The sequence below is a fragment of the Rhodococcus cercidiphylli genome (assembly GCF_033042225.1).
In the GTDB taxonomy this organism is placed as follows: domain Bacteria; phylum Actinomycetota; class Actinomycetes; order Mycobacteriales; family Mycobacteriaceae; genus Rhodococcoides.
In genome coordinates, this window is the sequence record NZ_JAWLKE010000006.1 from 411637 (window position 1) to 435629 (window position 23993).

The 23993-nt window shown below is 64.3% G+C and carries 22 protein-coding genes and 1 tRNA gene; 16 read left to right on the forward strand and 7 right to left on the reverse strand.

From position 1 onward, the window contains the following. Positions 1-4: 4 nt before the first annotated feature. From R3P95_RS17750 to R3P95_RS17760, 3 genes are all read left to right on the forward strand, one after another. A complete protein-coding gene (locus tag R3P95_RS17750) occupies positions 5-454 on the forward strand; it encodes a nucleoside deaminase (RefSeq protein ID WP_394855433.1) in 450 nt (149 codons plus the stop codon). Positions 455-547: 93 nt separating this feature from the next. Continuing rightward, a complete protein-coding gene (locus tag R3P95_RS17755; RefSeq protein WP_032380656.1) occupies positions 548-745 on the forward strand; it encodes a CsbD family protein in 198 nt (65 codons plus the stop codon). Between the two features lie 58 nt (positions 746-803). Further along, a tRNA-Ser gene (locus R3P95_RS17760) sits at positions 804-893 on the forward strand. A 406-nt stretch (positions 894-1299) separates the two neighbouring features. Here the strand turns inward: R3P95_RS17760 and R3P95_RS17765 are convergent. The 3 genes from R3P95_RS17765 to R3P95_RS17775 are packed head-to-tail and all read right to left on the reverse strand — an operon-like array spanning position 1300 to position 3712. Then, positions 1300-1755, reverse strand: coding sequence for a hypothetical protein (locus R3P95_RS17765; protein ID WP_317549023.1), 456 nt, complete (start codon positions 1753-1755; stop codon positions 1300-1302). Positions 1756-1790: 35 nt separating this feature from the next. After that, positions 1791-2705, reverse strand: coding sequence for an alpha/beta hydrolase family protein (locus R3P95_RS17770; RefSeq protein ID WP_317549024.1), 915 nt, complete (start codon positions 2703-2705; stop codon positions 1791-1793). Further along, positions 2702-3712 (reverse strand): PHP domain-containing protein, encoded by a 1011-nt coding sequence (locus R3P95_RS17775; protein WP_317549025.1) that lies wholly within the window; start codon positions 3710-3712, stop codon positions 2702-2704. The genes R3P95_RS17770 and R3P95_RS17775 overlap by 4 nt, the downstream gene beginning before the upstream one ends. 120 nt (positions 3713-3832) lie before the next feature. Between R3P95_RS17775 and R3P95_RS17780 the strand changes: the two genes are divergently transcribed. After that, positions 3833-4522 carry a YceI family protein gene (locus tag R3P95_RS17780; protein WP_300519657.1) on the forward strand — a complete coding sequence of 230 codons (690 nt, stop codon included), beginning with the start codon at positions 3833-3835 and terminating at the stop codon, positions 4520-4522. On the opposite strand, the gene R3P95_RS17785 is transcribed toward R3P95_RS17780, so the two are convergent. Continuing rightward, entirely contained in the window at positions 4503-5408 is a 906-nt protein-coding gene (locus R3P95_RS17785) for a sterol desaturase family protein (protein WP_317549026.1), read from the reverse strand. The genes R3P95_RS17780 and R3P95_RS17785 overlap by 20 nt on opposite strands. Before the next feature lie 109 nt (positions 5409-5517). Between R3P95_RS17785 and R3P95_RS17790 the strand changes: the two genes are divergently transcribed. The 7 genes from R3P95_RS17790 to tgt all read left to right on the forward strand — a co-directional run bounded on the left by R3P95_RS17790 (position 5518) and on the right by tgt (position 14737). Continuing rightward, positions 5518-6153 (forward strand): SOUL family heme-binding protein, encoded by a 636-nt coding sequence (locus R3P95_RS17790; RefSeq protein ID WP_317549027.1) that lies wholly within the window; start codon positions 5518-5520, stop codon positions 6151-6153. 60 nt (positions 6154-6213) lie between these two features. Further along, entirely contained in the window at positions 6214-6672 is a 459-nt protein-coding gene (locus R3P95_RS17795; protein ID WP_300519677.1) for an RrF2 family transcriptional regulator, read from the forward strand. An 86-nt stretch (positions 6673-6758) separates the two neighbouring features. Then, positions 6759-7397: a TetR/AcrR family transcriptional regulator gene (locus R3P95_RS17800; RefSeq protein WP_317549028.1), complete on the forward strand. Its 639-nt coding sequence runs from the start codon at positions 6759-6761 to the stop codon at positions 7395-7397. A gap of 2 nt (positions 7398-7399) precedes the next feature. After that, the gene (locus tag R3P95_RS17805) at positions 7400-9688 is read left to right on the forward strand and encodes an MMPL family transporter (protein ID WP_317533800.1); all 2289 of its coding nucleotides are present in this window, start codon (positions 7400-7402) and stop codon (positions 9686-9688) included. Between the two features lie 90 nt (positions 9689-9778). After that, positions 9779-11509 carry an ABC transporter ATP-binding protein gene (locus R3P95_RS17810; RefSeq protein WP_317533799.1) on the forward strand — a complete coding sequence of 577 codons (1731 nt, stop codon included), beginning with the start codon at positions 9779-9781 and terminating at the stop codon, positions 11507-11509. An 8-nt stretch (positions 11510-11517) separates the two neighbouring features. Next, complete coding sequence (locus R3P95_RS17815; protein ID WP_317549082.1) at positions 11518-13464, forward strand: ABC transporter ATP-binding protein; 1947 nt, start codon at positions 11518-11520, stop codon at positions 13462-13464. Between the two features lie 34 nt (positions 13465-13498). Beyond that, on the forward strand, positions 13499-14737 hold the full coding sequence (tgt, locus tag R3P95_RS17820) for a tRNA guanosine(34) transglycosylase Tgt (RefSeq protein ID WP_094668999.1): 1239 nt from the start codon (positions 13499-13501) through the stop codon (positions 14735-14737). Here the strand turns inward: tgt and R3P95_RS17825 are convergent. Further along, complete coding sequence (locus R3P95_RS17825) at positions 14691-15347, reverse strand: pyridoxamine 5'-phosphate oxidase family protein (protein ID WP_394855437.1); 657 nt, start codon at positions 15345-15347, stop codon at positions 14691-14693. The two genes, tgt and R3P95_RS17825, sit on opposite strands and share 47 nt — an antisense overlap. Positions 15348-15517: 170 nt before the next feature. Between R3P95_RS17825 and R3P95_RS17830 the strand changes: the two genes are divergently transcribed. The 5 genes from R3P95_RS17830 to R3P95_RS17850 all read left to right on the forward strand — a co-directional run bounded on the left by R3P95_RS17830 (position 15518) and on the right by R3P95_RS17850 (position 22623). Then, entirely contained in the window at positions 15518-16378 is an 861-nt protein-coding gene (locus R3P95_RS17830; RefSeq protein ID WP_317549030.1) for a hypothetical protein, read from the forward strand. An 8-nt stretch (positions 16379-16386) separates the two neighbouring features. Then, a complete protein-coding gene (locus R3P95_RS17835; protein ID WP_317549031.1) occupies positions 16387-16818 on the forward strand; it encodes a PIN domain-containing protein in 432 nt (143 codons plus the stop codon). A gap of 194 nt (positions 16819-17012) precedes the next feature. Beyond that, the gene (locus tag R3P95_RS17840; RefSeq protein ID WP_317549032.1) at positions 17013-21383 is read left to right on the forward strand and encodes an amino acid adenylation domain-containing protein; all 4371 of its coding nucleotides are present in this window, start codon (positions 17013-17015) and stop codon (positions 21381-21383) included. A 51-nt stretch (positions 21384-21434) separates the two neighbouring features. After that, positions 21435-21911 (forward strand): DUF2231 domain-containing protein, encoded by a 477-nt coding sequence (locus tag R3P95_RS17845; RefSeq protein ID WP_149407228.1) that lies wholly within the window; start codon positions 21435-21437, stop codon positions 21909-21911. Further along, a complete protein-coding gene (locus R3P95_RS17850) occupies positions 21904-22623 on the forward strand; it encodes a VIT1/CCC1 transporter family protein (RefSeq protein ID WP_068054727.1) in 720 nt (239 codons plus the stop codon). Before R3P95_RS17845 ends, R3P95_RS17850 begins: the two co-directional genes overlap by 8 nt. A 6-nt stretch (positions 22624-22629) precedes the next feature. Here the strand turns inward: R3P95_RS17850 and R3P95_RS17855 are convergent, their stop codons facing one another. Both R3P95_RS17855 and R3P95_RS17860 read right to left on the reverse strand, forming a co-directional pair. Then, complete coding sequence (locus R3P95_RS17855; protein ID WP_317549033.1) at positions 22630-23511, reverse strand: M56 family metallopeptidase; 882 nt, start codon at positions 23509-23511, stop codon at positions 22630-22632. Next, entirely contained in the window at positions 23508-23885 is a 378-nt protein-coding gene (locus tag R3P95_RS17860; RefSeq protein ID WP_317549034.1) for a BlaI/MecI/CopY family transcriptional regulator, read from the reverse strand. Before R3P95_RS17860 ends, R3P95_RS17855 begins: the two co-directional genes overlap by 4 nt. Positions 23886-23993 lie beyond the last annotated feature (108 nt).

A 23993-nucleotide genomic window follows, 5' to 3' on the forward strand; every position in this document is an offset into this window, starting at 1 on the left:
GCCGATGTCCGACGCGGACATGATCCGAGCAGCGCTGTCGGCTGCGGGCGAGGCATCGGATGCCGACGTCCCCGTCGGAGCCGTCGTGTTCGACGCCACCGGACGTGAGATAGCCCGGGCCTGCAATGCGCGGGAGGCGTCGGGCGACCCCACCGGACACGCAGAAGTGATCGCGTTGCGTCGAGCAGCGGCCGTCCACGGTGACGGCTGGCGACTCGAAGGCTGCACCCTGGCTGTCACGTTGGAACCCTGCACGATGTGCGCCGGGGCGCTGGTCCTCGCCCGCGTCGGAGCGGTGGTGTTCGGAGCATGGGAGCCGAAGACCGGAGCTGTCGGTTCGCTCTGGGACGTCGTGCGCGATCGCCGACTCACCCATCGGCCACAGGTCCGCGGCGGAGTATTGGAAGCCGAATGCGCCGACGTGTTGACCCGATTCTTCGCCCGTCAGAGATAACGATCTCGTCACATGGTGGCCTGCATGTCCGATTTTGTGGAGGGTAGAGGGCAGAGCGCAACGCTGCGCTCCGAACTTGCGAAGGAGACACTCATGGGACTCGGCGACAAGATCTCGAACAAGACCGAAGACCTCGGCGGCAAGGCGAAAGAAGCCGCAGGTTCGGCCACCGGAGACAAGGACCTCGAAGCAGAGGGCAAGGGCGACCAGACCTCGGCCGCATTCAAAGACGGTGCCGAGAAAGTCAAGGACGCAGCCTCGAACATCAAGGACAAGCTCACCGGTAACTAGATTTGCGCGCTGAGCAGGCGATTTAGCCTCAGGCCGTCATTCCGGTACAGTCTTCTGCGGTGGCGTGTCCGAGCGGCCTAAGGAGCACGCCTCGAAAGCGTGTGAGGGTTCACCCCCTCCGAGGGTTCAAATCCCTCCGCCACCGCCAAAACTCCCCACCTGTTCACGCAGGTGGGGAGTTTTTTGTGCGCTGGGCCGGGGTTTGCCGCAAATGCGCGCGCATTCGTCAGACGCGTTCGGATTCGCTATCGATCCGGGGTCTATTTCGCGCGCACCTGGCGAACGCGCGCGCGTTTGCGGGATCACGGGGGTGGGGTGCGGCGGGGGTGAGCTGGGCGGAGGGGTTAGGGGGTGAGCGAGGGCGACGGTGCGGCTCTGGCGGCCTAATCTGCGCAGATGCGTGCGCATTCGTCGGACGCGTTCGGATTCGCTATCGATCCGGGGTCTATTTCGCGCGCACCTGGCGAAGGCGCGCGCATTTGCGGGATCACCGGGGCGGGGCGGGGGACGAGGCCTGGGACGGGGCAGAACCTAACCCCACGCGACTCAGACGCTCAGCATTGCCCCGCACCGGCGGAGTCGAGTCCGCGCAGAATCTGCTCCTGATCACTGGGCGGCACGGTGTTCCAACTCGGCGCGGTGGTCATTTCGGTGCGCAGACCCTCGACCGACTTCGCGCGATCGGAGATTCCGGTTTGTTCGAGTGCATCGATCGACGGCAGAAATTGGGTGCAGGTCTGCTGGTACAGCGCTTCTCCGGTGACGCCCGAGGTTGGGGCATCGGGTTCAGCGGCAGGCGGAGCCTCGGGGATCGGAGTGTCGGCAGGAGCGGGTGCCGGTGCATCGAGCGTGGTGCTGGCGGGGACTGTCGTGGAAGCCGCGGCGGACGTCGTCGTGCTGGCAGCGGCGGAAGTGGTCGACGCCTCCTCGGTCGACGCGTCGTTGCCACATCCGGCCACCGAGACGGCCACGATCAGCCCGAGCAATCCGGTCGCGATTTTTCCGTTCATCGCAACTGTGTACCACCCCGGCAGAACCACCGACGTCAAAGCAGGGTCTGCGCACGTCCGGTAATGGTGCTCAGCGCCGTCGACCAGGCGCGATTCTTCGGGTCGAGGAACGCTCCGTGTCCGGCTCCGGGCAGAACGACCAGCTCGGGGTCGGTGCTGCCGGCCTTCACGGCAGCGTCGACGTAGACGCGGCTCTGGTTCACCGAGACGGTTTGATCGGCGTCGCCGTGCAGCGCGGTCAGGGGGACGTCGAGGGGAAGGTATTCGATGGGGGAGGCGATCTCGTAGCGCCCCGGCACCTCGTTCGGCATGCCGCCGAGGAATGCGGGCACAAATTTGTCGCCGCCGATGTCGGCCGCTCTCTTCATGTCGAAGACGCCGGCCATGATGGTGGCGCTGCGGGGCTTGATCTTCGGTTCGGCCCCCGGCGCGTCGACGGGCATGAGGTGTCGAGCGGCCACCCATGCGGCCAGCTGTCCACCGGCCGAATGTCCGGCGACGTGGACGCGATCGAGATCGAGTCGCCCGTCGGCTGCGTCCTGTACGACGGTTGCCAGTGCCTCGGTGGCGTCGTCGACGTCGGAGAGGGTGTTGGCCCAGTTGTTCGGGCCACGTCGGTATTCGACGTTCCACACGGCGATGCCCTCGTCGGCGATGGCCGTCGACATCTGTTGGAAGTACGACAGGTCGAGGTCTTCCTGCCACCCGCCGCCGTGAATCATCACCACCACCGGGAGCGAGCTGGCGTTGTTGTCCGGGAGGTAGAGGTCGCCGATGTTGTCCGAGTCGTACCCGTATTTCAGTCGGACGGGATCCCCGGCCGGGCCCGATACCGGTTGCAGCGCAGCCGAATACGTTTCGGCGGTGCTCGGTGAGGAGTCGGTGTCGGCCGAACTGCAGCCGACCAACGCGACAGTCAGCAGACCGGAGAGGAAATGGCGACGATTCACGCGCGCTGCGCCGTCCACTCGAGCAGTTCGGCGAGCGGCCAGGTGTTGATCACGCGCTCGGCGGGGACGCCGCGCGCTTCGGCACGGATGCAGCCGTAGCCCTGCCAGTCGAGCTGTCCGGGTGCGTGCGCGTCGGTGTCGATGGAGAACAGGCAGTCGCGCTCGAGGGCGATGTCGATCAGTCGCTCCGGAGGATCCTGGCGCTCGGGCCTGGCGTTGATCTCCACTGCCGTGCCGAACTGGCGACAGCCCTCGAACACCACGGGAGCGTCGAACGTCGATTCGGGCCGGGTGCCGCGGCCACCCTCGACGAGCCGTCCGGTGCAGTGACCGAGGACGTCGACATGCGGGTTGGCGATGGCGGTGACCATGCGCTTGGTCATGGTCTTGGAGTCGGCACGCAGGTTGGAGTGCACGCTCGCCACGACGACGTCCAGCTCGGCGAGCAGGCCTTCGTCCTGGTCGAGTGATCCGTCGTCGAGAATGTCCACTTCGATTCCGGTGAGGATGCGGAACGGTGCGAGCCGCTCGTTCAGCTCGGCGATGACGTCGAGCTGTGCGCGCAGGCGCTCGGCGGTGAGGCCGTTGGCGACCTTGAGGCGCGGGGAATGATCGGTGAGAGCGCAGTATTCGTGGCCGAGCCGCGCGGCGGTGCGCATCATTTCTTCGATGGGGCTGCCGCCGTCGGACCAGTTGGAGTGGGTGTGCAGATCGCCCTTCAATGCGCTGCGAAGTTCGTTGTCGCCGATCGGTTCTGCCGCATCTCGCTGCTCACGGAGATAGTCCGGGACGTCCTGGGTGAGCGCCTGGCGAATGATCAGCGAGGTCTTGGCTCCGATACCGGCGAGCGAGGACCAGCTGTCGGCCTTCTCGTGCTCGGATCGCTGTGTGGGCGTGAGGGATTCGACGACATCGGCGGCCCTACGGTAGGCCTTGACGCGGTGGGTGTCCGAACGTGAGCGCTCGAGCCAGTACCCGATCTCTCGAAGTGCGTCCACCGGATCCATGCGTTCCATTGTGCCTGGCGGTACCGACACGCGTTCACTGGGTAAACGGACAAAACTCTCAGGGAGTTACCAGGTCGCTCACTCCCCATAGGCTTGAAGCTGCAACTACCATCGGCAGTCATGACCAAGAAATGGTGGATCGTCGGAGTGGTTGTTGTCGTCGTGGCGGCGCTCGGGCTGTACTTCGGCCCCAAGATCTACGCATCGCTCCAGGAAGACGACGCACCGGCAGCATCGGTGTCCACCTCGGGCGCGCAGGCCGCCAGCACCGAGAGCATCGATGGACGGTGGATCGTCACCCCAGGTGACGCTGCCAACGCCACCGCCGCGGGCTATACCGTCGACGAACTGCTCAACGGGTCCGATGTCACTGTGGTCGGGTCGACGACCGAGGTCTCGGGCAACGTCGTCATCGCCGACGACACCCTCACCGAGGGACAGGTGGTCGTGATGACCAACTCGATCACCACCGACAGCGATCGTCGTGACAGCCAGTTCCGCGGCAACATCTTCGAGACCGCCGCCTACCCGACGGCGACGTTCGACATCGACTCGCCGATCGACCTGTCCTCGCTGCCCAAGGACGGCACCACCCAAACCGTCACCGCCGAGGGCACATTGACGCTCAAGGACCAGACGCGTCCGGTCTCGGTGCAGATGGAGGTGCTGCAGTCCGGTGACACGCTCATCGCGTCGGGCGCAATTCCGACCACGTGGGCCGATTACGGCATCGAACCGCCGTCGCTCGGCTTCGTCACCGTGGAGGGCTCGGGAACCGTCGACTTCCTGATCAATCTGAGTCAGCAGTAGCGCGTTCTCTCGCGGCCGCAGGCGTCCATCCCGGCGGCCCGACGAGATATCCGACGCGTTCCTTCCATGACCGCGATGCCGCGACATCCCGTGCGATGTTGCGGTATTCGTGTGTCTGGAGGGTCCAGATGTTGAACGTGTCGATGGGCTTGGTGAGGCCGTAGTTGGGGCGCTCGACTTCCTCGGCGTAGGTGCCGAACAGTCGGTCCCAGACGATGAGGATGCCGCCGTAATTCTTGTCGAGATACTGAGGATCGCGGCCGTGATGGACGCGATGATGCGAGGGCGTGTTGAAGACGAACTCGAACGGACGCGGCAGTCGGTCGATGCGCTCGGTGTGGACCCAGAATTGGTAGACGAGGTTGATCGAGAAGCCGACGAACACCATCCATGGCGGCATTCCCAGCAGCGGGAGCGGTAGCCACATGATGACCTCGCCGCTGTTGTTCCATTTCTGTCGCAGCGCAGCCGCGAAGTTGAAGTACTCGCTCGAATGATGAGCCTGATGCGTTGCCCAGATCAGTCGGGTGCGATGCGCGATGCGGTGATAGCCGTAGAACAGCAGGTCGACGCCCAGGATCAGGATCACCCACGTGTACCAGGCGTCGGCCGGGAGATGCCACGGCGCAACGTAGACGTAGATGGCGGTGTAGCCGACGAGGGCGAGCGCCTTCCACGCCGTGGTGGTCGCGATCGAGACCAGGCCCATGCTCAGGCTGGCGCGCGCATCCCTGGCGGAGTAGCTGCCGCGAGAGCCGTCTTCTAGCTTCGCGGCGGCAATCCACTCGATGGCCAGCAGCAGCGCGAACGCGGGAATGGCCAGCGCGACGGGGTCGCGCAGCGGTTCGGGCAGTGCATTCCACGCCGAACCGATCCAGTCGCTCATCGAACCTCCCGCGTGACAGTAAGAGGTTGAGTGTAACGCTGCCTGCCCTACTTTCCTACGGCTCGTACCGTGGAGGGCGCACGCATCGGTCGAGGGAGCGGAGTCGGACATGTTTCAGAAAATCGCGTCCACGGTCGGGCAGGTGGGCGAGTCCGTGTTGAGTGTCGTCGGCATTCGGGTCGGTACCGAGGAACCGCCGCACACGAGTCGGCGACTGACCGATGCGGTGGAGATCCGTCGTTACTCACCACGCATCGCGGCGCAGACCACGGTCGATGCCGATGAGGACGAGGCACGCCAGGAAGGTTTCCGTCGCCTGGCCCGGTACATATTCGGTGGAAACGGGGGCAAGCAGAAGGTTGCCATGACCGCTCCCGTCAGTCAGTCGCCCGCAGACTCGAAGAAGATTGCGATGACTGCCCCCGTGTCGAGCACGCCCGGCAACGACGGCTGGGTCGTCCGGTTCTTCATGCCGGCCGAGTGGACGATGGACACGCTGCCCACGCCCAACGACGACCGGGTGACGTTGACGGAGGTCCCGGCGGAGACGGTGGCCGTGCTGCGTTTCAGCGGAGGTCGCAGCCGGGACGACGTCGAACCGCAGATGGCCGCGTTGGTCGAAGCGCTGCGTGCACACGACATCGAGATGCTCGGTGAGCCGATGACCTGGTTCTACGATCCTCCGTGGACCTTGCCGCCGCTGCGTCGCAACGAGGTGGTCGTGGCGATACCGGACGGTTCCTGACGCTTCGGGGCATTCCGGCAACTGCTCGCTAATTCCCTATTGCAATGGTAGGAATTGAGCGTGCACATCACGGCCAAGGCGGACTACGCAGTTCGGACGCTCGTCGAACTCGCGGCGGTCGGTGGGCAGCGACCCGCGAAGGCCGAGGCGCTGGCCCTGGCGCAGGGAATTCCGCACAAGTTTCTCGAATCGGTGCTCTCCGATCTGCGTCGAGCAGATCTGGTGTGCAGTAGACGGGGACCCGACGGCGGCTACTGGCTGGCGCGGGAGGCGTCGGACATTTCTGTTGCCGACGTGATGAGGGCCGTGGAGGGCCCGCTGGCGTCGGTGCGCGGTCAGCGGCCCGAGGATGCGGAGTACTCCGGTCCGGCCGAGCCGCTCACCCGGGTGTGGCTTGCCGTACGCGCCAATCTGCGGGCGGTGCTCGAGGCGGTCTCGCTGGCGGACATCGTCGAGAACGACTTGCCGGACTTCGTGGGGGAACTCATCAGCGAGCCGACTGCGTGGGCTCGTCGATGACGTGAGTCACATCCGAACTTCGGTGTGGCGCGATCGACAAAATTGCACATCACTGCAAACTTGCAGAACAGTGCAAGTTCCGTAGGTTGGTAGTCGTGACTTCTCCGACGGGCCTTCGTGATCTGAAGAAGGCTGCAACCCGCGACGCACTCGGCGTGGCCGCCGTGCGTCTGGGCAAGGAGCACGGCATCGACGCGGTCACCGCCGACGCCATCGCGCACGAAGCGGGAGTCTCCACCCGTACGTTCCACAACTACTTCTCCAACAAGGAAGAAGCAGTTCTCCATCACATCGAGGTGTCTGCCCTCGAATGGTTCGAGCTCCTGCGCGCCAGGCCGGCGACCGAACCGATCTGGGACTCGTTGCGGCACATCGCAATCGACCTCGTCGCGGACCCCGGCCGGGATCTGGACGACACCTTTGCGGCAGCGCGGCTGATCGAAGCCAACCCCGCCCTGATGGCCCGCAAGCTCGAGATGCACCAATCGCTTACCCGCAAACTCGGCGAAGCCATCGCCGAGCGAACCGGCACCGATATCGACACCGATCTCTACCCCAACCTGCTCCAGATGGCCGTCGGTGGTGCCGTCACTGCAGCGCTGAACATCTGGGTCACCGACTCCGCAGGCGCATCGACGCCGAGGGCGCTCATCGAGGACGCCTTCGACCAACTCCGCGCGGGCCTACCCGAACCCCACTCGTCCGAACACAACCGAGGAGCTTGACAGTGGCCACCTATCTCTACCGAATCGGAAGATTCGCGTACCGACGCAAGGGCATGGTCCTCGGACTGTGGCTGGCGATTCTGGTTCTCGCCGGGGTGGGCGCAGCGACGCTGTCCGGCCCGACGGTCAACTCGTTCTCCATCCCGGGTACGCCCGCCCAGGCCGCACTGGACCTGCAGGAGGAGCGCTTCGGCAACGCCGAGGATCCGCTCACCGCGGTCAGTGCCGAGTACGTGTTCCAGGCACCCGACGGGCAGACGCTGGACACCCCGCAGTACACCTCGGCCATCGATGCCAGCATCGCCGAAATCGAGAAGATCGACGCGGCCAAGCCTGCGGAAGGCGCTCCGGCACTGGCCAATCCGGTCGCAGCCAACCAGTCGATCATCGAGCGGTACACCGAAGCGGCAACGGAGGCAGGCACCCCGGCCGATCAGGTGGCCGCCGACGCCGCTGCCACGTCACCGCTGAGCCCCAACGGCAACGTCGGCACGGTCACCGTGCCGATCAACGTCGAACTGGCCGACGTCACCGATGAGATCCGCACCCAGCTCGACGAGGCCGCGCAGCCCGCCCGTGACGCAGGCCTGACGGTTCTGCTCGGCGGCACCGTCGCGCAGGAGAACGTCTCGCCCGGTGGAACCTCCGAACTCGTCGGTCTCGCCGTCGCCGCCGTTGTGCTGCTCATCATGTTCGGCTCCGCCGCAGCCGCCAGCCTGCCGCTCATCACGGCCATCGTCGGCATTGGCATCTCGAGTCTGGCGATCACCACGGCGTCCGGTTTTGCTGACCTGTCGTCGTTCACGCCGGTTCTGGCCATCATGATCGGCTTGGCCGTCGCCATCGACTACTCGCTCTTCATTCTCGCCCGCTATCGACACGAGTTGACGCTCACCGACGACCGCGAGGAAGCCGTCGGACGGTCCGTGGGAACCGCAGGCTCGGCCGTCGTATTCGCCGGCGCGACCGTACTCATCGCCCTCGTCGCGCTGCGCGTCGTCGGCATTCCGTTCCTGTCCCAGATGGGTGCGGCAGCCGGATTCGCGGTGTTCATCGCGGTCCTGATCGCACTGACGTTCCTGCCGGCCATGCTCGGTCTCTACAAGGGCAAAGCCTTCGCGGGCAAGGTCAAGTTCGTCAACACCACCGATCCCGAGGACCCGAACGCCAAGGCCACCAACGGACTGCGTTGGGCGCGGTTCCTGGTCAAGAGGCCCGCGCTGGGTCTCATCGGCGGCATAGTGCTGCTCGGTGTCATCGCAGGCCCGACCACAGGACTGTCGTTGGCACTGCCGTCCACCGCCACCGCCGACCCGTCGACGCCCGCACGTCAGGCCTACGACATCGTCGACGAGGGCTTCGGGCCGGGACGCAACGGACCGTTGCTCGTCATCGCCGACGCATCCGGCGTTGCCGAGGCCGACCGGACTGCCTCGTTCGGCAAGGTCGTCGAGACCATCACCGGTCAGTCCGACGTCACCAACGCGCAGATCATCGCCGTCAACCCGGCCGGTGACACCGCTCAGATCCTCGTCACCCCGTCCTCCTCGCCCAACAGCGAGCAGACCAAGGACCTGGTGGCCAATATCCGCAATGCCGAACCGGGCGTGCAGGCCAGCGACGGCGTCTCGTACGGCGTCACCGGTCAGACGGCGCTCGAACTCGACGTCTCCGAACGACTGCAGGACGCGTTGATTCCGTACCTGGCAGTGGTGGTCGGCCTGGCGTTCGTGCTGCTGATGCTCGTGTTCCGCTCGATCCTGGTGCCGTTGACCGCGACCCTCGGCTTCCTGCTCAGCGTGCTCGCGACGTTCGGTGCCACGGTGTTCATCTTCCAAGAGGGCGGGCTCGGCCTGATCTCCAACCCGCAGCCGATCGTCAGCTTCATGCCGATCTTCCTCATCGGCGTCGTGTTCGGCCTGGCGATGGATTACCAGGTGTTCCTCGTCTCGCGGATGCGTGAGGAGTTCGTCCACGGAGCCGCCGCCAAGGATGCCGTCGTCAACGGTTTCAAGTACGGCGCTCGCGTGGTCACCTCGGCCGCAGTCATCATGATCTCGGTGTTCGCCGCGTTCATCGCCGAGCCGGACTCGTTCATCAAGTCCATCGGATTCGCTCTTGCCGCAGCCGTGTTCTTCGACGCCTTCGTCGTGCGCATGGTGCTGATTCCGTCGGTGATGGCGCTGATGGGCGACAAGGCCTGGTGGCTGCCGAAGTGGCTGGACAAGATCCTGCCCAACGTCGACATCGAAGGTGCCAAGCTGAAGACGGCCCCGGAGAAGCGCGCGTAGTACTCGCGTCGCAGCTGAGAGGCCGAAGATTACCCGTAATACTCGAACGGAGAGACTGTTATCCATGTGTACGAGTAATCTTCGGTCATCATGCTGATCCCCCTGCTGCGCACGTATCTGGCTCCGTACAAGATGCCGATCGTCGCGTTGATTCTGCTGCAACTCGTGGCCACGCTGGCTGCCCTGTTCCTGCCCAGTCTCAACGCCGACATCATCGACAAGGGCGTCACCACCGGCGACACCGGCTACATCCTCTCGGCCGGCGGAGTCATGTTGCTGGTCTCGGCAGTACAGATCATCAGCTCGGTGGCCGCGGTGTTCATCGGTGCGCGCGCGGCCATGGGTGTCGGACGCGACCTGCGCGGTGCCATCCTGCATCGCGTCGGCACGTTCTCCGCCCGTGAGGTCGGCCAGTTCGGAGCGCCGTCGCTGATCACCCGCAACACCAACGATGTTCAGCAGGTGCAGCTGGTGATCGTCATGGGGTTCACCATCGTGGTGATGGCACCGATCATGTGCGTCGGCGGCATCGTGATGTCGCTGCGCGAGGATCTCGGGTTGTCGTGGATCCTGATGATCGCGGTGCCGGGGCTCGCGATCTCCATGGGCCTGATCATCGTCAAGATGGTCCCGGCGTTCCGCTCGATGCAGAAGCGCATCGACGCCGTCAATCGTGTCCTGCGCGAGCAGATCACCGGAATTCGCGTGGTGCGAGCCTTCGTTCGCGAGGATTTCGAGATCGACCGTTTCGGGTCGGCCAACGCCGCACTCACCGATACCGCCCTGCGCGTCGGACGGCTCATGGCATTGATGTTCCCGACGGTCATGCTCATCAGCAACGTCACCAGCGTTGCCGTCATCTGGTTCGGCGGCCATGCGATCGACGACGGCACGATGCAGATCGGCTCTCTCACAGCACTTCTGAGCTACATCATGCTCATTCTCATGTCGGTGATGATGGCCTCCTTCATCGCGATGATGGTTCCCCGCGCGTCGGTGTGTGCCGACCGCATCAGCGAGGTACTGGCCACCGAATCCTCGGTCGTGTTGCCGGACAAGCCCAAGACTTTCGCGTCCTCGCCGGGAACGGTCGAGCTCGTGAACGCCGAATTCTCATTCCCCGGTGCCGAATATCCGGTGTTGTGCGGAGTGAACCTGCGTGCGGAGGCCGGCAAGGTCACCGCCATCATCGGCGGCACCGGCTCGGGAAAGTCCACCCTCGTCAACCTGATTCCGCGACTCATCGACGTCACCGGCGGTGAGGTACGCGTCGGCGGAGTCGACATCCGCGAGCTCGATCTGGATCTGCTGCGCTCCGAGATAGGCCTGATCCCGCAGAAGCCGTACCTGTTCTCGGGCACCATCGCGAGCAACCTGCGCTACGGCAAATCCGACGCCACCGACGAGGAACTGTGGGAGGCACTCGAGATCGCCCAGGGAGCCGACTTCGTTCGGGCCATGCCGGAGGGATTGGACACTCCCGTCGCGCAGGGCGGTACGACGGTCTCCGGCGGTCAGCGGCAACGCCTCGCCATCGCCCGCGCGCTGGTGCGCAAACCCAGCATCTATCTGTTCGACGACTCGTTCTCCGCACTCGACCTCACCACCGACGCCAATCTGCGCGGGGCTCTGAAGGCAGTGACGAGAGATGCCTGCATGATCGTTGTCGCGCAGCGCGTCTCGACCATCATCGACGCCGATCAGATACTCGTACTCGACGACGGAAAGCCGGTAGGTGTGGGTACCCACGACCAATTGATGGCCGATTGCCCCACCTACGCCGAGATCGTCGACTCGCAGCACGCAGTGGGTGCACTGTGACCGCGCAGGTGGAGAAGACGGAAGAGGAGGAGATCGCCCCCGTCTCCAAGACTGTGAAGCCGGGAACCAAGGCCCGCAACTTCAAGGGTTCGTTCAAGCGTCTGGTGGGCCTGCTCGCTCCCGAGCGACTGCTCCTGTCGGTAATGCTGGCATTCGGTATCGCCAGCACCGTGCTGACCGTCGCGGCACCCAGCGTCCTCGGACACGCGACGGACCTCATCTTCAACGGCGTCGTCGGTCGCGAGCTCGATCCGGGTCTGACCCGAGATCAAGCCATCGACCAGCTCCGGGCGGAGGGAAACGACTCCGTCGCCGATCTGGTGTCCGGGACGAACCTGACCCCAGGAGCCGGAATCGACTTCGGTGCAGTGGGAACCGTGCTGTTGTGGGTCCTGGTTCTGTATGTGCTCTCTGCGGTGCTGGCCTGGGCGCAGGGATACATCCTCAACATCGCGCTGCAGCGTCGAATCCTGTTGCTGCGCGGCAGCGTCGAAGCGAAGGTGCATCGACTGCCGCTCAAGTACTTCGACAACCACGCTCGCGGCGAGACACTGAGCCGCGTCACCAACGACATCGACAACGTCTCCACGAGCCTGCAGCAGACGCTCAGTCAGTTGATCACCGGCATTCTCACCGTGTTGGGCATCCTCGGCGTCATGATCTGGATCTCGCCGTTGCTGGCTCTCGTTGCGGTGCTGACCATTCCGGCGTCGTTCGCGGTGACCGCCGTCATCGCCAAGCGTTCACAACCGCACTTCGTCGCGCAGTGGAAGCACACCGGCAAGCTCAACGCGCAGATCGAAGAGACGTACACTGGCCACGAGATCGTCAAGGCCTTCGGTCGTCAGGCCGAGGTGGAACGCGAGTTCGGCGAGCGCAACGAGAAGTTGTTCCAGTCGAGCTTCCGGGCGCAGTTCATCTCCGGCATGATCATGCCCGTCATCATGTTCCTCGGGAACATCAACTACGTGGTCATCGCCGTGGTCGGCGGGCTGCGGGTCGCGTCGGGCACACTCACGCTCGGTGAGGTGCAGGCGTTCATCCAGTACTCGCGTCAGTTCACGCAACCGCTCACGCAGGTGGGTTCGATGGTGAACCTGGTGCAGTCGGGTGTCGCGTCGGCCGAGCGCATCTTCGAAGTCCTCGACGCCGAGGAAGAAGACGCCGACCCGGCCGATGCGGTGCGGCCCACCGAGCGCCGAGGACGCGTCGAATTCGAGGACGTCTCGTTCGGTTACTCTCCCGACCGCCCGCTCATCGAGAACCTCTCGTTGGTGGCCGATCCCGGGCATCTGGTCGCGATCGTCGGACCGACCGGCGCGGGCAAGACCACCCTGGTGAACCTCATCATGCGGTTCTACGAGATCGATTCCGGCCGAATCACCCTCGACGGCGTCGACACCCGCAAGATGACCCGCGAGGAACTACGCGCTCGCACCGGAATGGTGCTGCAGGACACCTGGTTGTTCGGCGGAACCATTCGCGACAACATCGCCTACGGCGACCCGAGTGCCAGCGAGGAGGAAATCCTCGAGGCCGCGCGAGTGAGCTACGTCGACCGCTTCGTCCACTCGTTGCCCGACGGCTACGACACGATCATCGACGAGGAAGGCAACAACGTCAGCGCCGGTGAGAAGCAGCTCATCACCATCGCCCGCGCTTTCCTGGCCAAGCCGCTGATCCTCATCCTCGACGAGGCCACCAGCTCCGTCGACACCCGTACCGAACTGCTGGTGCAGAAGGCCACCGCGAAGCTGCGCACCGATCGCACCAGCTTCGTTATCGCGCACCGGCTTTCGACCATCCGCGACGCGGACACCATCGTGGTGATGGAGAACGGCAGCATCGTCGAGCAGGGCAATCACGAGGAACTGCTCGCGGCCAAGGGCGCCTACTTCCGCCTGAATGCGGCTGGCGCCGCAGTGGCAGGAATAGGTGCCGCCGAGGGCACTTAACCGCACCACTGCCGCGCAGCGGCATACTGACGCGGTGAGTTCCTCCAGTTTCGGCTTCGATATCGGCACCCGGCTCGACGGTGAGCTGGGCCGCACCGGCACCATCCACACCCCGCACGGCGACATCGCCACCCCCGCGTTCATCGCGGTGGGAACCAAGGCGACCGTCAAAGCGGTGCTGCCGGAGGCGATGAAGGAGCTCGGCGCGCAGGCGGTGCTCGCCAACGCCTACCACCTGTATCTGCAGCCGGGCTCGGACATCGTCGACGAGGCGGGTGGGCTGGGCAAGTTCATGAACTGGGACGGGCCGACGTTCACCGACAGCGGCGGATTTCAGGTGATGTCGCTCGGCGTCGGGTTCAAGAAGGTCATCTCGATGGACGCCACGCGCGTGCAGTCCGACGACGTCATCGCCGAGGGCAAGGAACGCCTCGCGCACGTCGACGACGACGGGGTGACGTTCAAGTCTCACCTCGACGGCTCCAAGCACCGATTCACCCCCGAGGTGTCGATGCAGATTCAACATCGCCTCGGAGCAGACATCATGTTCGCGTTCGACGAGCTGACCACGCTGATGAATACCCGCGGCTACCAGGAGAAGTCGGTCGACCGCACCCAGGCGTGGGCGAAGCGATGCGTCCTCGAGCACGAGCGACTGACCGTCGAGCGCGCCGACAAGCCGTATCAAGCGCTGTTCGGGGTGGTGCAGGGCGCGCAGTACGAGGATCTACGACGCAAGGCCGCACACGATCTCGAGACCATCACCGGAGAGACAGGGCGCGGCTTCGACGGCTACGGCATCGGCGGTGCACTCGAGAAGCAGAACCTGGGCACCATCACCCGGTGGGTGAACGAGGAACTGCCCGAACACAAGCCGCGGCACATGCTCGGCATCAGCGAGCCGGACGACTTCTTCACCGCCATCGAGAACGGTGCCGACACGTTCGACTGCGTCAATCCGTCACGCGTGGCCCGCAATGCGGCGATCTACGTGCCGACGGGACGCTTCAACATCAACACCGCCAAGCATCGACGCGACTTCACCCCGATCGACGAGAACTGCGACTGCTACACCTGCGCGCACTACACCCGCGCGTACATTCATCACCTGTTCAAGGCCAAGGAGATGCTCGCCTCGACGCTGTGCACCATCCACAACGAGCGCTTCACGGTCAAGCTGGTCGACGACATTCGCGCCTCCATCGATCAGGGACGCTTCGCGGAATTCAAGACGGAGTTCCTGGGTCGCTTCTATGCGTCGAAGACTGCGTGAGCTGATCTTCGAGCTCCGAAATGCGCTGTAGCAGTTCCTGTTCCCGCTCGCCTGCCTTGCGCTGGTAGACCTCGGACAGCTCCGCGAGGTAGGCCGCGTCGTACCGAGGGATGATGCTGCGAGTGCAGTTCCAATCGAATGCCTCGACGTCGATGACGACGCTACGTTCGCACGTGGCGGCGACGGTCATGTCGCCGATCTTTCTCAATCGTTCCAGTAGCTCGGGGTCGTCGGCCGCTTCGACGGTACGTGCCCGTCCGTAGAGCTTGAGGCGTTGACGCAGAGGGTAATTCACGAGAAGCAGTGCGACGCGATCGTCGTGATCGAGATTGGCCGCCGTCACGTACTGGTGGTTACCGGCGAAATCGGCGAAACCCAACGTGTGGTCGTCGAGGACCTGCAGAAAGCCCTTCGGGCCACTTCGGTACTGGATGTAGGGCCACCCGGTCTCGGCGACAGTGGCGATCTGGAACTGATCGAGCGCGCGAATCATGGCCTTCTCGCGAGTGTCGAGAGGCGTCGGGCCGTCGTCCGGTCGCTCGGTCTGTGATCCGTAGGCGGTGAAACTGCCGTCGACCTTCTGTCGCGCAATCGCAGCAGGGCCGAACATCAAGTGGTGGTAGTGGTTGCTCTGCGGCACGGGTGTCACCTTAGGACACCGGGGCCTCGCGGCAATGGACGTGTCGGAGGCAACTGCAATGATCTTCGACGCGGGATATGTGTCGATCGCGCACAATGGACGAAGACGTCAGAATGCGCCCCAGTGAGAAGGTGATAGCCGTGACCACTCAGTTCGAGTTTCGACTGAAGGGAGTGACTGCACCTGAGGGCGAGCTGGATGCCAACGACCTGATTGCTCTCGTAATGGGTCTCAAGGCAGTTGCTATGAGTATCGGCCGAAGCGAGACCGATGCCGATCGGCTCGGCCGCGCACCCTCACGAGTGCACCGGGTTGCCAATCTGGTCATCGGGTTGACCCCTGGCAGCACCAAACTTCTTGTTCGCCGCGCAGGAGCTGGTGCGGATGCGTTGGATTTCGATCTGGCAGACGAGGAAGGCTTCGACGCAACATTCCAGAAGTTGGTGGAATCGATCGGTCTCGACCATCGGCCGGACTGGGTGAGTGATTCGCTTTCGAGCGCGGCTGGCGAATTGGCATCGGCGCTTCGTCGTGCTGCTCCGGAGGTCGAGTTCAAAGCCGATGGACTGACCTTGCAGACATTCGATACGGCTGCACTTCGACCCGAGACCTGGCAGGTCGCAACTGGCGTGTCGACCGAACTCCGAACCTTTATCGGACGCCTGTACTCGGCGAACCTACATACACACCGCTTTCAGGTGGAGGATGACGCCGGCAACCAGGTCGCTCTCCCCGACGTGGCCGACGACTCGGGACTCGGTCCGTTGCTCGGCAGGTACGTAACCGTGACCGGTAGCCCGGAAGCCGACGCGGGCGGACAGTTGAAGAGGCTGTTGAACGCCAGGATGGTTGCCCTTCCTGAAGCAATAGCGGAGACAGGTGTCCCCGACCCGGTCTCCCTCGAAGACATCCTGGCTGCTGCATCCGGTATCGAGCCCGGGGGGATAGACGGGGTGAGCGACGATGAAGCTGACGCGTTCTTTGCGGCTATCGGTCTATGACCCGGCCCGTGAGTCGGGGTGCTGTTCTCGTTGATACCGACGTATTCAGCATCCTGTACATCGACCCGGTCAAGGCTGCGAATCGTGGCCTTCCTGTCGAACAACTCCGTGCACAACTGGCTGGACTTCAGGTTGTGATTGCCTTCCAGACGAGGGCAGAGGTACTCGCGGGAGCGATGGTGGGCAATTGGGGTGAGCGCAAATTGACTCACACCCGGGCAAAGCTCGATTCGGCCCCTACGATTTCGATCGACACTGGAGTCGTGGATGCTTACGCGTCTTTGACCGCTGCATGCAGGCATGTAGGTCATGCGCTGCACGACAAGATTCACACCGGCGATCGCTGGATTGCAGCATGCGCGATCTCGAAGGAGGTGCCGTTGCTGAGCCTTGACGGCATCTATGCGGGAGCGCCGGACTTGGCTCTACTGGGAGGTTGAGCGCCCGCTGTCGCTTGCCAGGTTGATGGGACCACCTGATTGCCAGAGGGTAGGGACCACCGTGGCGCGTTATTGAGGATGCGCGTTGTCGGTGGTGGCGTCCGTCTCGCGCAGCCGGGGCGTACGGTGGTACTACCGACTGTGTAGTAGCAGCACGCCCTGGGGGGACCACCATGTTCGACGACGCCTTACCTGTGAGTTCGTCCCAGGCCGACATCTGGATTGCCCAACAGTTCATGCCGGACGTGCCCTTCACCATTGCGTACTACGTCGACATCATCGGCGCTGTGAACCTCGACGCGCTGGTCGAGTGCGGTAGCAGGGCGCATCGAGAGTTCTCGTCGTCGACGATGCGCATCGTCGAGATCGACGGCACCCCGATGCAACGGTTCGAGCCTCGGGAGACCGACAGGGTGGAGATCCTCGATTTCCGCGAACACGACCGGCCGGCCGACACGGCGACGCAGTGGATGAACGACGATTGCCGCACGCACTTCCCGATGGACGGCCAGCTCGTCCGGTTGCGGGTCCTTCGCGTCGGGGACGATCGCGTGTTCTGGTACACCCGAGCCCACCACATCGCGCTCGACGGTTATGCCTCGATGAAGGTGCTCGAGCGGGCGGCGGCCCTGTATGCAGCCGCGTCTGGTGGCGTCGAGCCTGCGACCATCGATCCGACGACGCCGACCGCGCTTGTCGCCGAGGACGAGCGCTACCGCACCTCCACCCGCGCGCGACGCGATCGGGCCCACTGGCAGTCCGCAGACCTGGGTCACGCCGAGCCTCTCGGCCGGATCGCTCAGCCTGCATCGGTGCCGATCGTCGTCGGCGAGGATCGATCGGTTTCTCCGACCGCTGCCGGTCATGCGACGTCGACTGTGGTGATCGCGGCCTTCGCTGCGTACCTGGCGCGGATGAACGACACCGAGAACGTGGATCTGTCGTTGCCGGTCTCAGCGCGGCCGTTGGCGATGTTGCGCCGGGCCGGGTCCTCGTTGTCGAACGTTGTGCCGCTGAGCCTGCCGGGCATCGGATCTGCGACGGTGAACAACGTGATCAAGTCCACCGAGGTGGCGATCGGTGCCGTGCTCCGCCATCAGCGCAGCAGACCTCAGTTGTCCGAGAGTGGTAATGCGCTGAGCGCAGGGCGTTTCGGGCCGACGATCAACGTGATGATGTTCGCGAACACCGTCGCCATCGGCAACTTCGACGGTGAGATCAACATTCTGACCACGGGGCCGGTGTCGGACCTCGCCGTCAACATCTACCCCGGGCGAGGTGGAGCGCGTCCTCGCATCGACTTCGAGGCCAATCCTGCCGCCTACGCACCGAGCGACCTGGCGCGCCACCACGCTCGATTCCTGCACTTTCTCGACCGTTTCGCCGAATCCGGCTACGGAGATACCGCGATAGCAGAACTCGACCTGCTCCTGCCTGACGAACCGTGTACGACGCCCGCCTCGGTGGGCGCGGCCGTGACCGAGCGTGGATCTCTGAACGATGTGTTCTCGACGGCAATCACGCAGCACGGCAATCGAATTGCGATCCAGGATGCGGAGGTGTCGGTCACCTACGCGGAGTTGGATACGAGAGTCGCCGCACTCGCATCCGCCTGGAGTACACGAGGAATCGGTAGCGAGGACCGGGTCGCCGTGCGCCTCGGCCGATCCGTGGAGGGGGTCGTCGCGTTCTGGGCCATCGCACGAGTGGGTGCGGTGTACGTTCCGGTCGACCCGAATCACCCACGCGAGAGAGCGCAGTTCGTGGTGCGAAACAGCGGAGCGGTGTTGGGCCTGTGCACCGGAGGTGCCGAGCTGGGCGAGGTGGAATGGCTGAACCTCGATGACGTTCTCGCGGAGGGAGGCCCGGGTGATGAACCCGCTCCGACGACACCGCACCACGCGGCGTACGTCATCTACACCTCCGGCTCCACCGGCACTCCCAAAGGCGTTGTCGTCACTCACGGTGGCATAGCCGCTCTGGTGCAACAGATCAGGAGCAGCTACGACCTCGACGCCGAGTCGCGCGTCTGCCATCTCGCCTCTCCCGGATTCGATACCGCTGTGGTCGAAGTGCTCGCCGCAGCAACCGCCGGCGCGGCAGTGGTGATCGCCCCGCCGGATAGCTACGGCGGCGCAGAACTGTCGGAACTGATTGCCCAGCAATCGATCACACATCTGCTGATCACGCCCTCGGCGCTGGCCACGCTGGATCCCGCAGCCCTGTCGCGTGTCGGGACCATCATCATCGGCGGTGAATCGGCACCGCAGGACACCGTCGACCGATGGTCGGTGGGTCATCGGCTACTCAATGCCTACGGGCCCACCGAGACGACCTGCAGTGTCACCATGACCGAGCCACTGAACCTGGGCAGCGCGGACGGAATCGGTCGAGCCATGGTGGGGGCGGTGATTCACCTTCTCGATCGGGCGTTGCGCCCCGTTCCCTCGGGTGCAGTCGGTGAAATCTACATCGAAACGCGCGGCGTTGCGCGTGGATATCTCGGGCGCACCGCAGAAACAGCAGCTCGCTTCGTCGCGAATCCGTTCGGCAGCAGCGGCCTTCGGATGTTCCGCAGTGGAGATCGGGCGCGTCTGCGCGGAGATGGGACATTGGAGTTCCTTGGACGTACCGACGACCAGATCAAGATCCGCGGCAATCGCGTCGAACTGGGGGAGGTCGACGCGGCACTGCGGTCGCATCCGGAAGTCGCTGCGGCGTCGTCGTCGTTGCGCCGCAGTCGAACTGGTGACCTTCGTATCGACGGGTACATTGTCGCGACGCGGCCGAGGGAACTCGTCGACACGACGCGAATCCGCAACGATCTCGTGGGGCGTCTGCCTGCCCATATGCTGCCGGCGACCATCTCGGTTCTCGACGAGATTCCGCTGACGATCAACCGGAAGATCGATCGTGGAGCGCTGCCGTCACCCGATCTGTCCATGGTGTCGACCGGGCATCGAACTGCGCCGTCCGGTGCAACCGAGGAGATGGTGGCAGCAGCCTTCTCGCGTGTACTCGACACAGATGACGTCGACTGCGCCACATCGTTCTTCGACCTCGGTGGTGACTCACTGGCCGCGACCAGAGTCGTCGCATCGATCCGGGCCGAGGCATCGGTGGACATCGGTGTCCGAGATCTCGCGGCGGCTCCGTCCGTCCAGTCCTGCGCGGCACGGATCGATGCACTCCGTCTGGTTGGGCTACAACATAATTCGAGACCTGAACAAGGTATGTCGCAGGGCGTGATTGCAATTCCGCTGGCGCCGCAGCAACGCCACATCGATCGAAGCGCAGCGCTACCGCTGTCCAATCTGCCGTTCACGGTGTCGATAACCGGGGAGTTCGATCCAGCGGCAGCCTCGCAGGCGTTGACCGATCTGATCGAGCGACACCGCACGTTGCGCACGCGCTATCCGGATGTCGACGGGATTCCAGTTCAGGTGATCGAGCAGGATTCTGCTGGGGTGGCACCGAACCTCGACGTTCTGGACTTCGATGCACCATCAGTGACGGAGACCCTCGAGCACCCTCTCGACGTGCGTACCGAGTTCCCGATCCGTGCTCGACTGTTCGCGCTAGCACCCGATCACCACGTGCTGGCGTGCGCCGTTCACCACATCGCAGCGGACGGGTGGTCGCTCGGGCTGCTGGCGTCGGATTTCGTACTGGCTTATCACGCCAGGATGGCCGGCAGTGCACCGTCGTGGCCTGAATTGCTTTTGCAGTACGCCGATTACAGTGTCTGGGCCGTCGATCGGGATGTATCGGCCGACATCGATTTCTGGCGTGCGGAACTCGCGGGTGTCCCCAGCGGCACAGAGTTGCCGTTGGACCGGCCACGTCCGCAGGAGTGGGATTTCTCCGGTGCACGCACATCGCTTCGCTTCGATGCACCCGCCACGGAGAAAATGACCGAACTTGCCCAGCGTTGTGGGACAGGACGATTCACCGTGCTTCGCGCAGCACTGCTGATTCTGCTCGCGGAGGTGACGGACTCCACCGATATCGTCGTCGGGACCCCGGTTGCCGGACGCGACGATCCGAGGCTCGAGCAGCTGGTCGGTACCTTCACCAACACCGTCGCGATTCGGACGGACATCGCGTCCGCTACGACCGTCGAGGACGTGGTGCAGGCGGCCCGCGGGAGCGAGCTGCGGGCCTTCGATCATGCATCGGTGCCGTTCGAGGATGTCGTCGCCGATCTCGCTTCTGACACGGTGGCCGGGCAGCATCCGATTTTCCAGGTTGCGCTGTCGTTGGACGTCTTCACCGCCGCAACGCTCGACCTGGGGGACACGCGTGTCGAGATCACGCCCCGACCGATCGACATCGCGAAATGCGACCTGCATCTGCACGTCACCGAACGGCGGGACGACCAAGGGAAGGCTATCGGTATCGACGTCGATATCGTCTATCCCACAACATTGTTCGACGCGAACACCGTTGTCGCGCTGGGACGGAATCTCGAGCAGATCGTGCATGCGATGGTCGCCGAACCCGACTCGGCGTGGCGATCCCTGGCGGCACTGGACCCATCCATGCAACTACTACACAACGTGTAGCATGTGTTGTGCGTGAGGTGCACGCGACTTTCCAAGCAAGCGGGAGAACGCATGTCCACCTTCAACGGCCTACCGGCCCACATTCTTCTCGTTCACTTCATCGTGGTGCTGGCACCGCTGACCGCGCTGCTCGCCATCGCGGCCAGCATCTGGTCCGGTGTGCGCAGCCGTCTCGTGTGGCTCATCGCAGCACTGGCGGTGTTCACGTTGGTGTTGACGCCGCTGACGACCGAGGCAGGTGAGTGGCTCGAGGAGCGCGTGCCCGAGACCGCGGCCGTCGAACAGCACACCGAGATCGGCGACTGGATGATCTTCTTCTCCGTCGGTCTTGTCGTCGTCGCCGCGGCGCTTGTGTTCGTGCATCTGCGTGAGCGTCGGGGCAATACCCCCGTGCGTTGGCAGTCGATTACGGTGGTGGTGTTGGCAGTGGTTGTCGGAGCGACCACAATCGTCCAGGTGTACAGAATCGGTGAGTCCGGCGCGCGCGCCGCATGGGATGACGTATCAGTGACGGCCGTCGATGAGTGAGCCCGAGCCGAGCCTGCACGATCACGAACCGCACGCAGATATGTCCGGTCGGCTGAACTGGCTGCGGGCAGGCGTGTTGGGCGCGAACGACGGCATCGTCTCCACTGCCGGCCTGGTCGTCGGTGTCGCAGCTGCCACCACCGACAAAGGATCGCTGCTCACTGCAGGCGTTGCGGGGCTTGTTGCGGGAGCCGTGTCGATGGCGCTCGGGGAGTACGTCTCGGTGAGCACGCAGCGTGACGCCGAGCGATCCCTGTTGATCAAGGAACGCAAAGAGCTGGACGAGCAGCCCGAGGAAGAATTGGCCGAGCTCGCGGCGCTGTACGAGGCCAAGGGGCTCTCGGCAGAGACTGCCCAGACTGTCGCGCGCGAACTCACCGAACACGATCCATTTGCCGCGCACGTGGACGTCGAGTTGGGAATCGACCCCGACGCATTGACCAATCCATGGCAAGCGGCCGCATCGTCGGCGGTGTCGTTCATCAGCGGTGCGCTCTTGCCGTTGCTCTCGATCCTGCTTCTGCCTGCTTCGCAACGTATTCCGGTCACCTTTGTCGTCGTGTTGCTGGCTCTGGCGTTGACCGGAACCATCAGTGCGCGCCTCGGCGGTGCGCCGAGTCGGCCGGCGGTGACTCGTATCGTGATCGGTGGTGCGATCGCGATGGCCGTCACCTATGCGATCGGCCAACTGGCGGGCGTCGCCGGTATCTGACCGAGATCAGCGAAAGATCGAGGTGGCGACTTCTCCGGTTTCGGGGGCCACCACATCTTGAACGACGTCGAACAGTGCCGTGGAAATGACGGTGAAGGCGAGGATCAGCACCAAACCGGCCGCGAGAACCCCGCGATCACGACGGTGCCGTGGTGGTTCGCTGAGGGCCTGCACGCGGCGAACGACGTCGCCGCCGGTACTGGCGAGCGTGCGGGTTCCATGGTCGAGTTGTTTCCGCAGGAGGGCGGTTCTGGCGATGGCAGACAACGTGTCTCGACGCCCGAGAGACGCTGCGCTCTCGTCGGCCTGACGCTCGGCGGCGTGCCGGACCTTCGAGGGCACCGGCCGGAGAATCGGATTCAGTCGAGCCGCGATCTCACACATCTGAATCCACACGCTGTGGCGATGCCGTAGGTGCGCACGCTCGTGTTCGACCACGGCGCGTAATTCGTTGTCCGACAAAGCCTCCGCGAGGCCGGTGGTGATCACGACGGCCCCTCCGCCGGAGGGGACGGCAAAGGCGTCGGGAACGTCGGAGTCGACCACGACGATGCCGCCCGTCGCCCGCGCCTCGTCACCGAATTCCGATGCGATCGACGCACCGACGGCGACGCGTCGAACATGGCGGGCGACCTCGATCACGCGCCAGAACATCCACGCAGAAATGATGATTCCTACCGCTACCCAGGCAATCTCACCTGACGCCAGCAGTACCGCAGCGAGTGCGGCCATGGACGCAGCCACGGAGAATGCGGTCACCATCGACAGGATGGGCAACAGGACGACGGCGGTCGACGGATTGAGTCGACGATCGAGTTGATCGGCTCCGAATCCCAGTAGCAGTGACAGCACCCACGGCAGGACGGCCACGACCAGGAGCAGGGTCATGGGTGTTGCTCGGCTGCGTCCGACTTGGCCAGCAGTTCGCGCAGCGTCGCCTCGTCCTCGGGGTCGAGTGCAGCCACGAAGCTGGCCAGTACGTCTGCGCGTTCGGCTCTGGCACCGAGTTCGGTGCGCATCCGCATCGCAGCCCGAAGAGCCGGGATCTCGTCGACCGGGGCGTTGAGGGTGTAGACGAAGGATCGCCCGCGCCGCTCGCGATCGACCAGGCCTTTCCCGTGCAGGCGCACCAGAGCGGTCATGACCGTGGTGTGGGCGAGATTCGAGCCCAGATGCTCGCGGGCCTGGGCCACCGAGAGTTCCGTGTGCTCGCCGAGCAACTCGAGGACCGACTCCTCCAACTGTCCGGACGCTCTACGCACTGCGATTCCTCACTCGAGTCGGTACTTCGAGGATAGGCGACGGTCGGGATTCGTGAAACCGTAGTATGTCGTAGATCTGGCGGGCGGCACGATTCTGTAATACGCTGT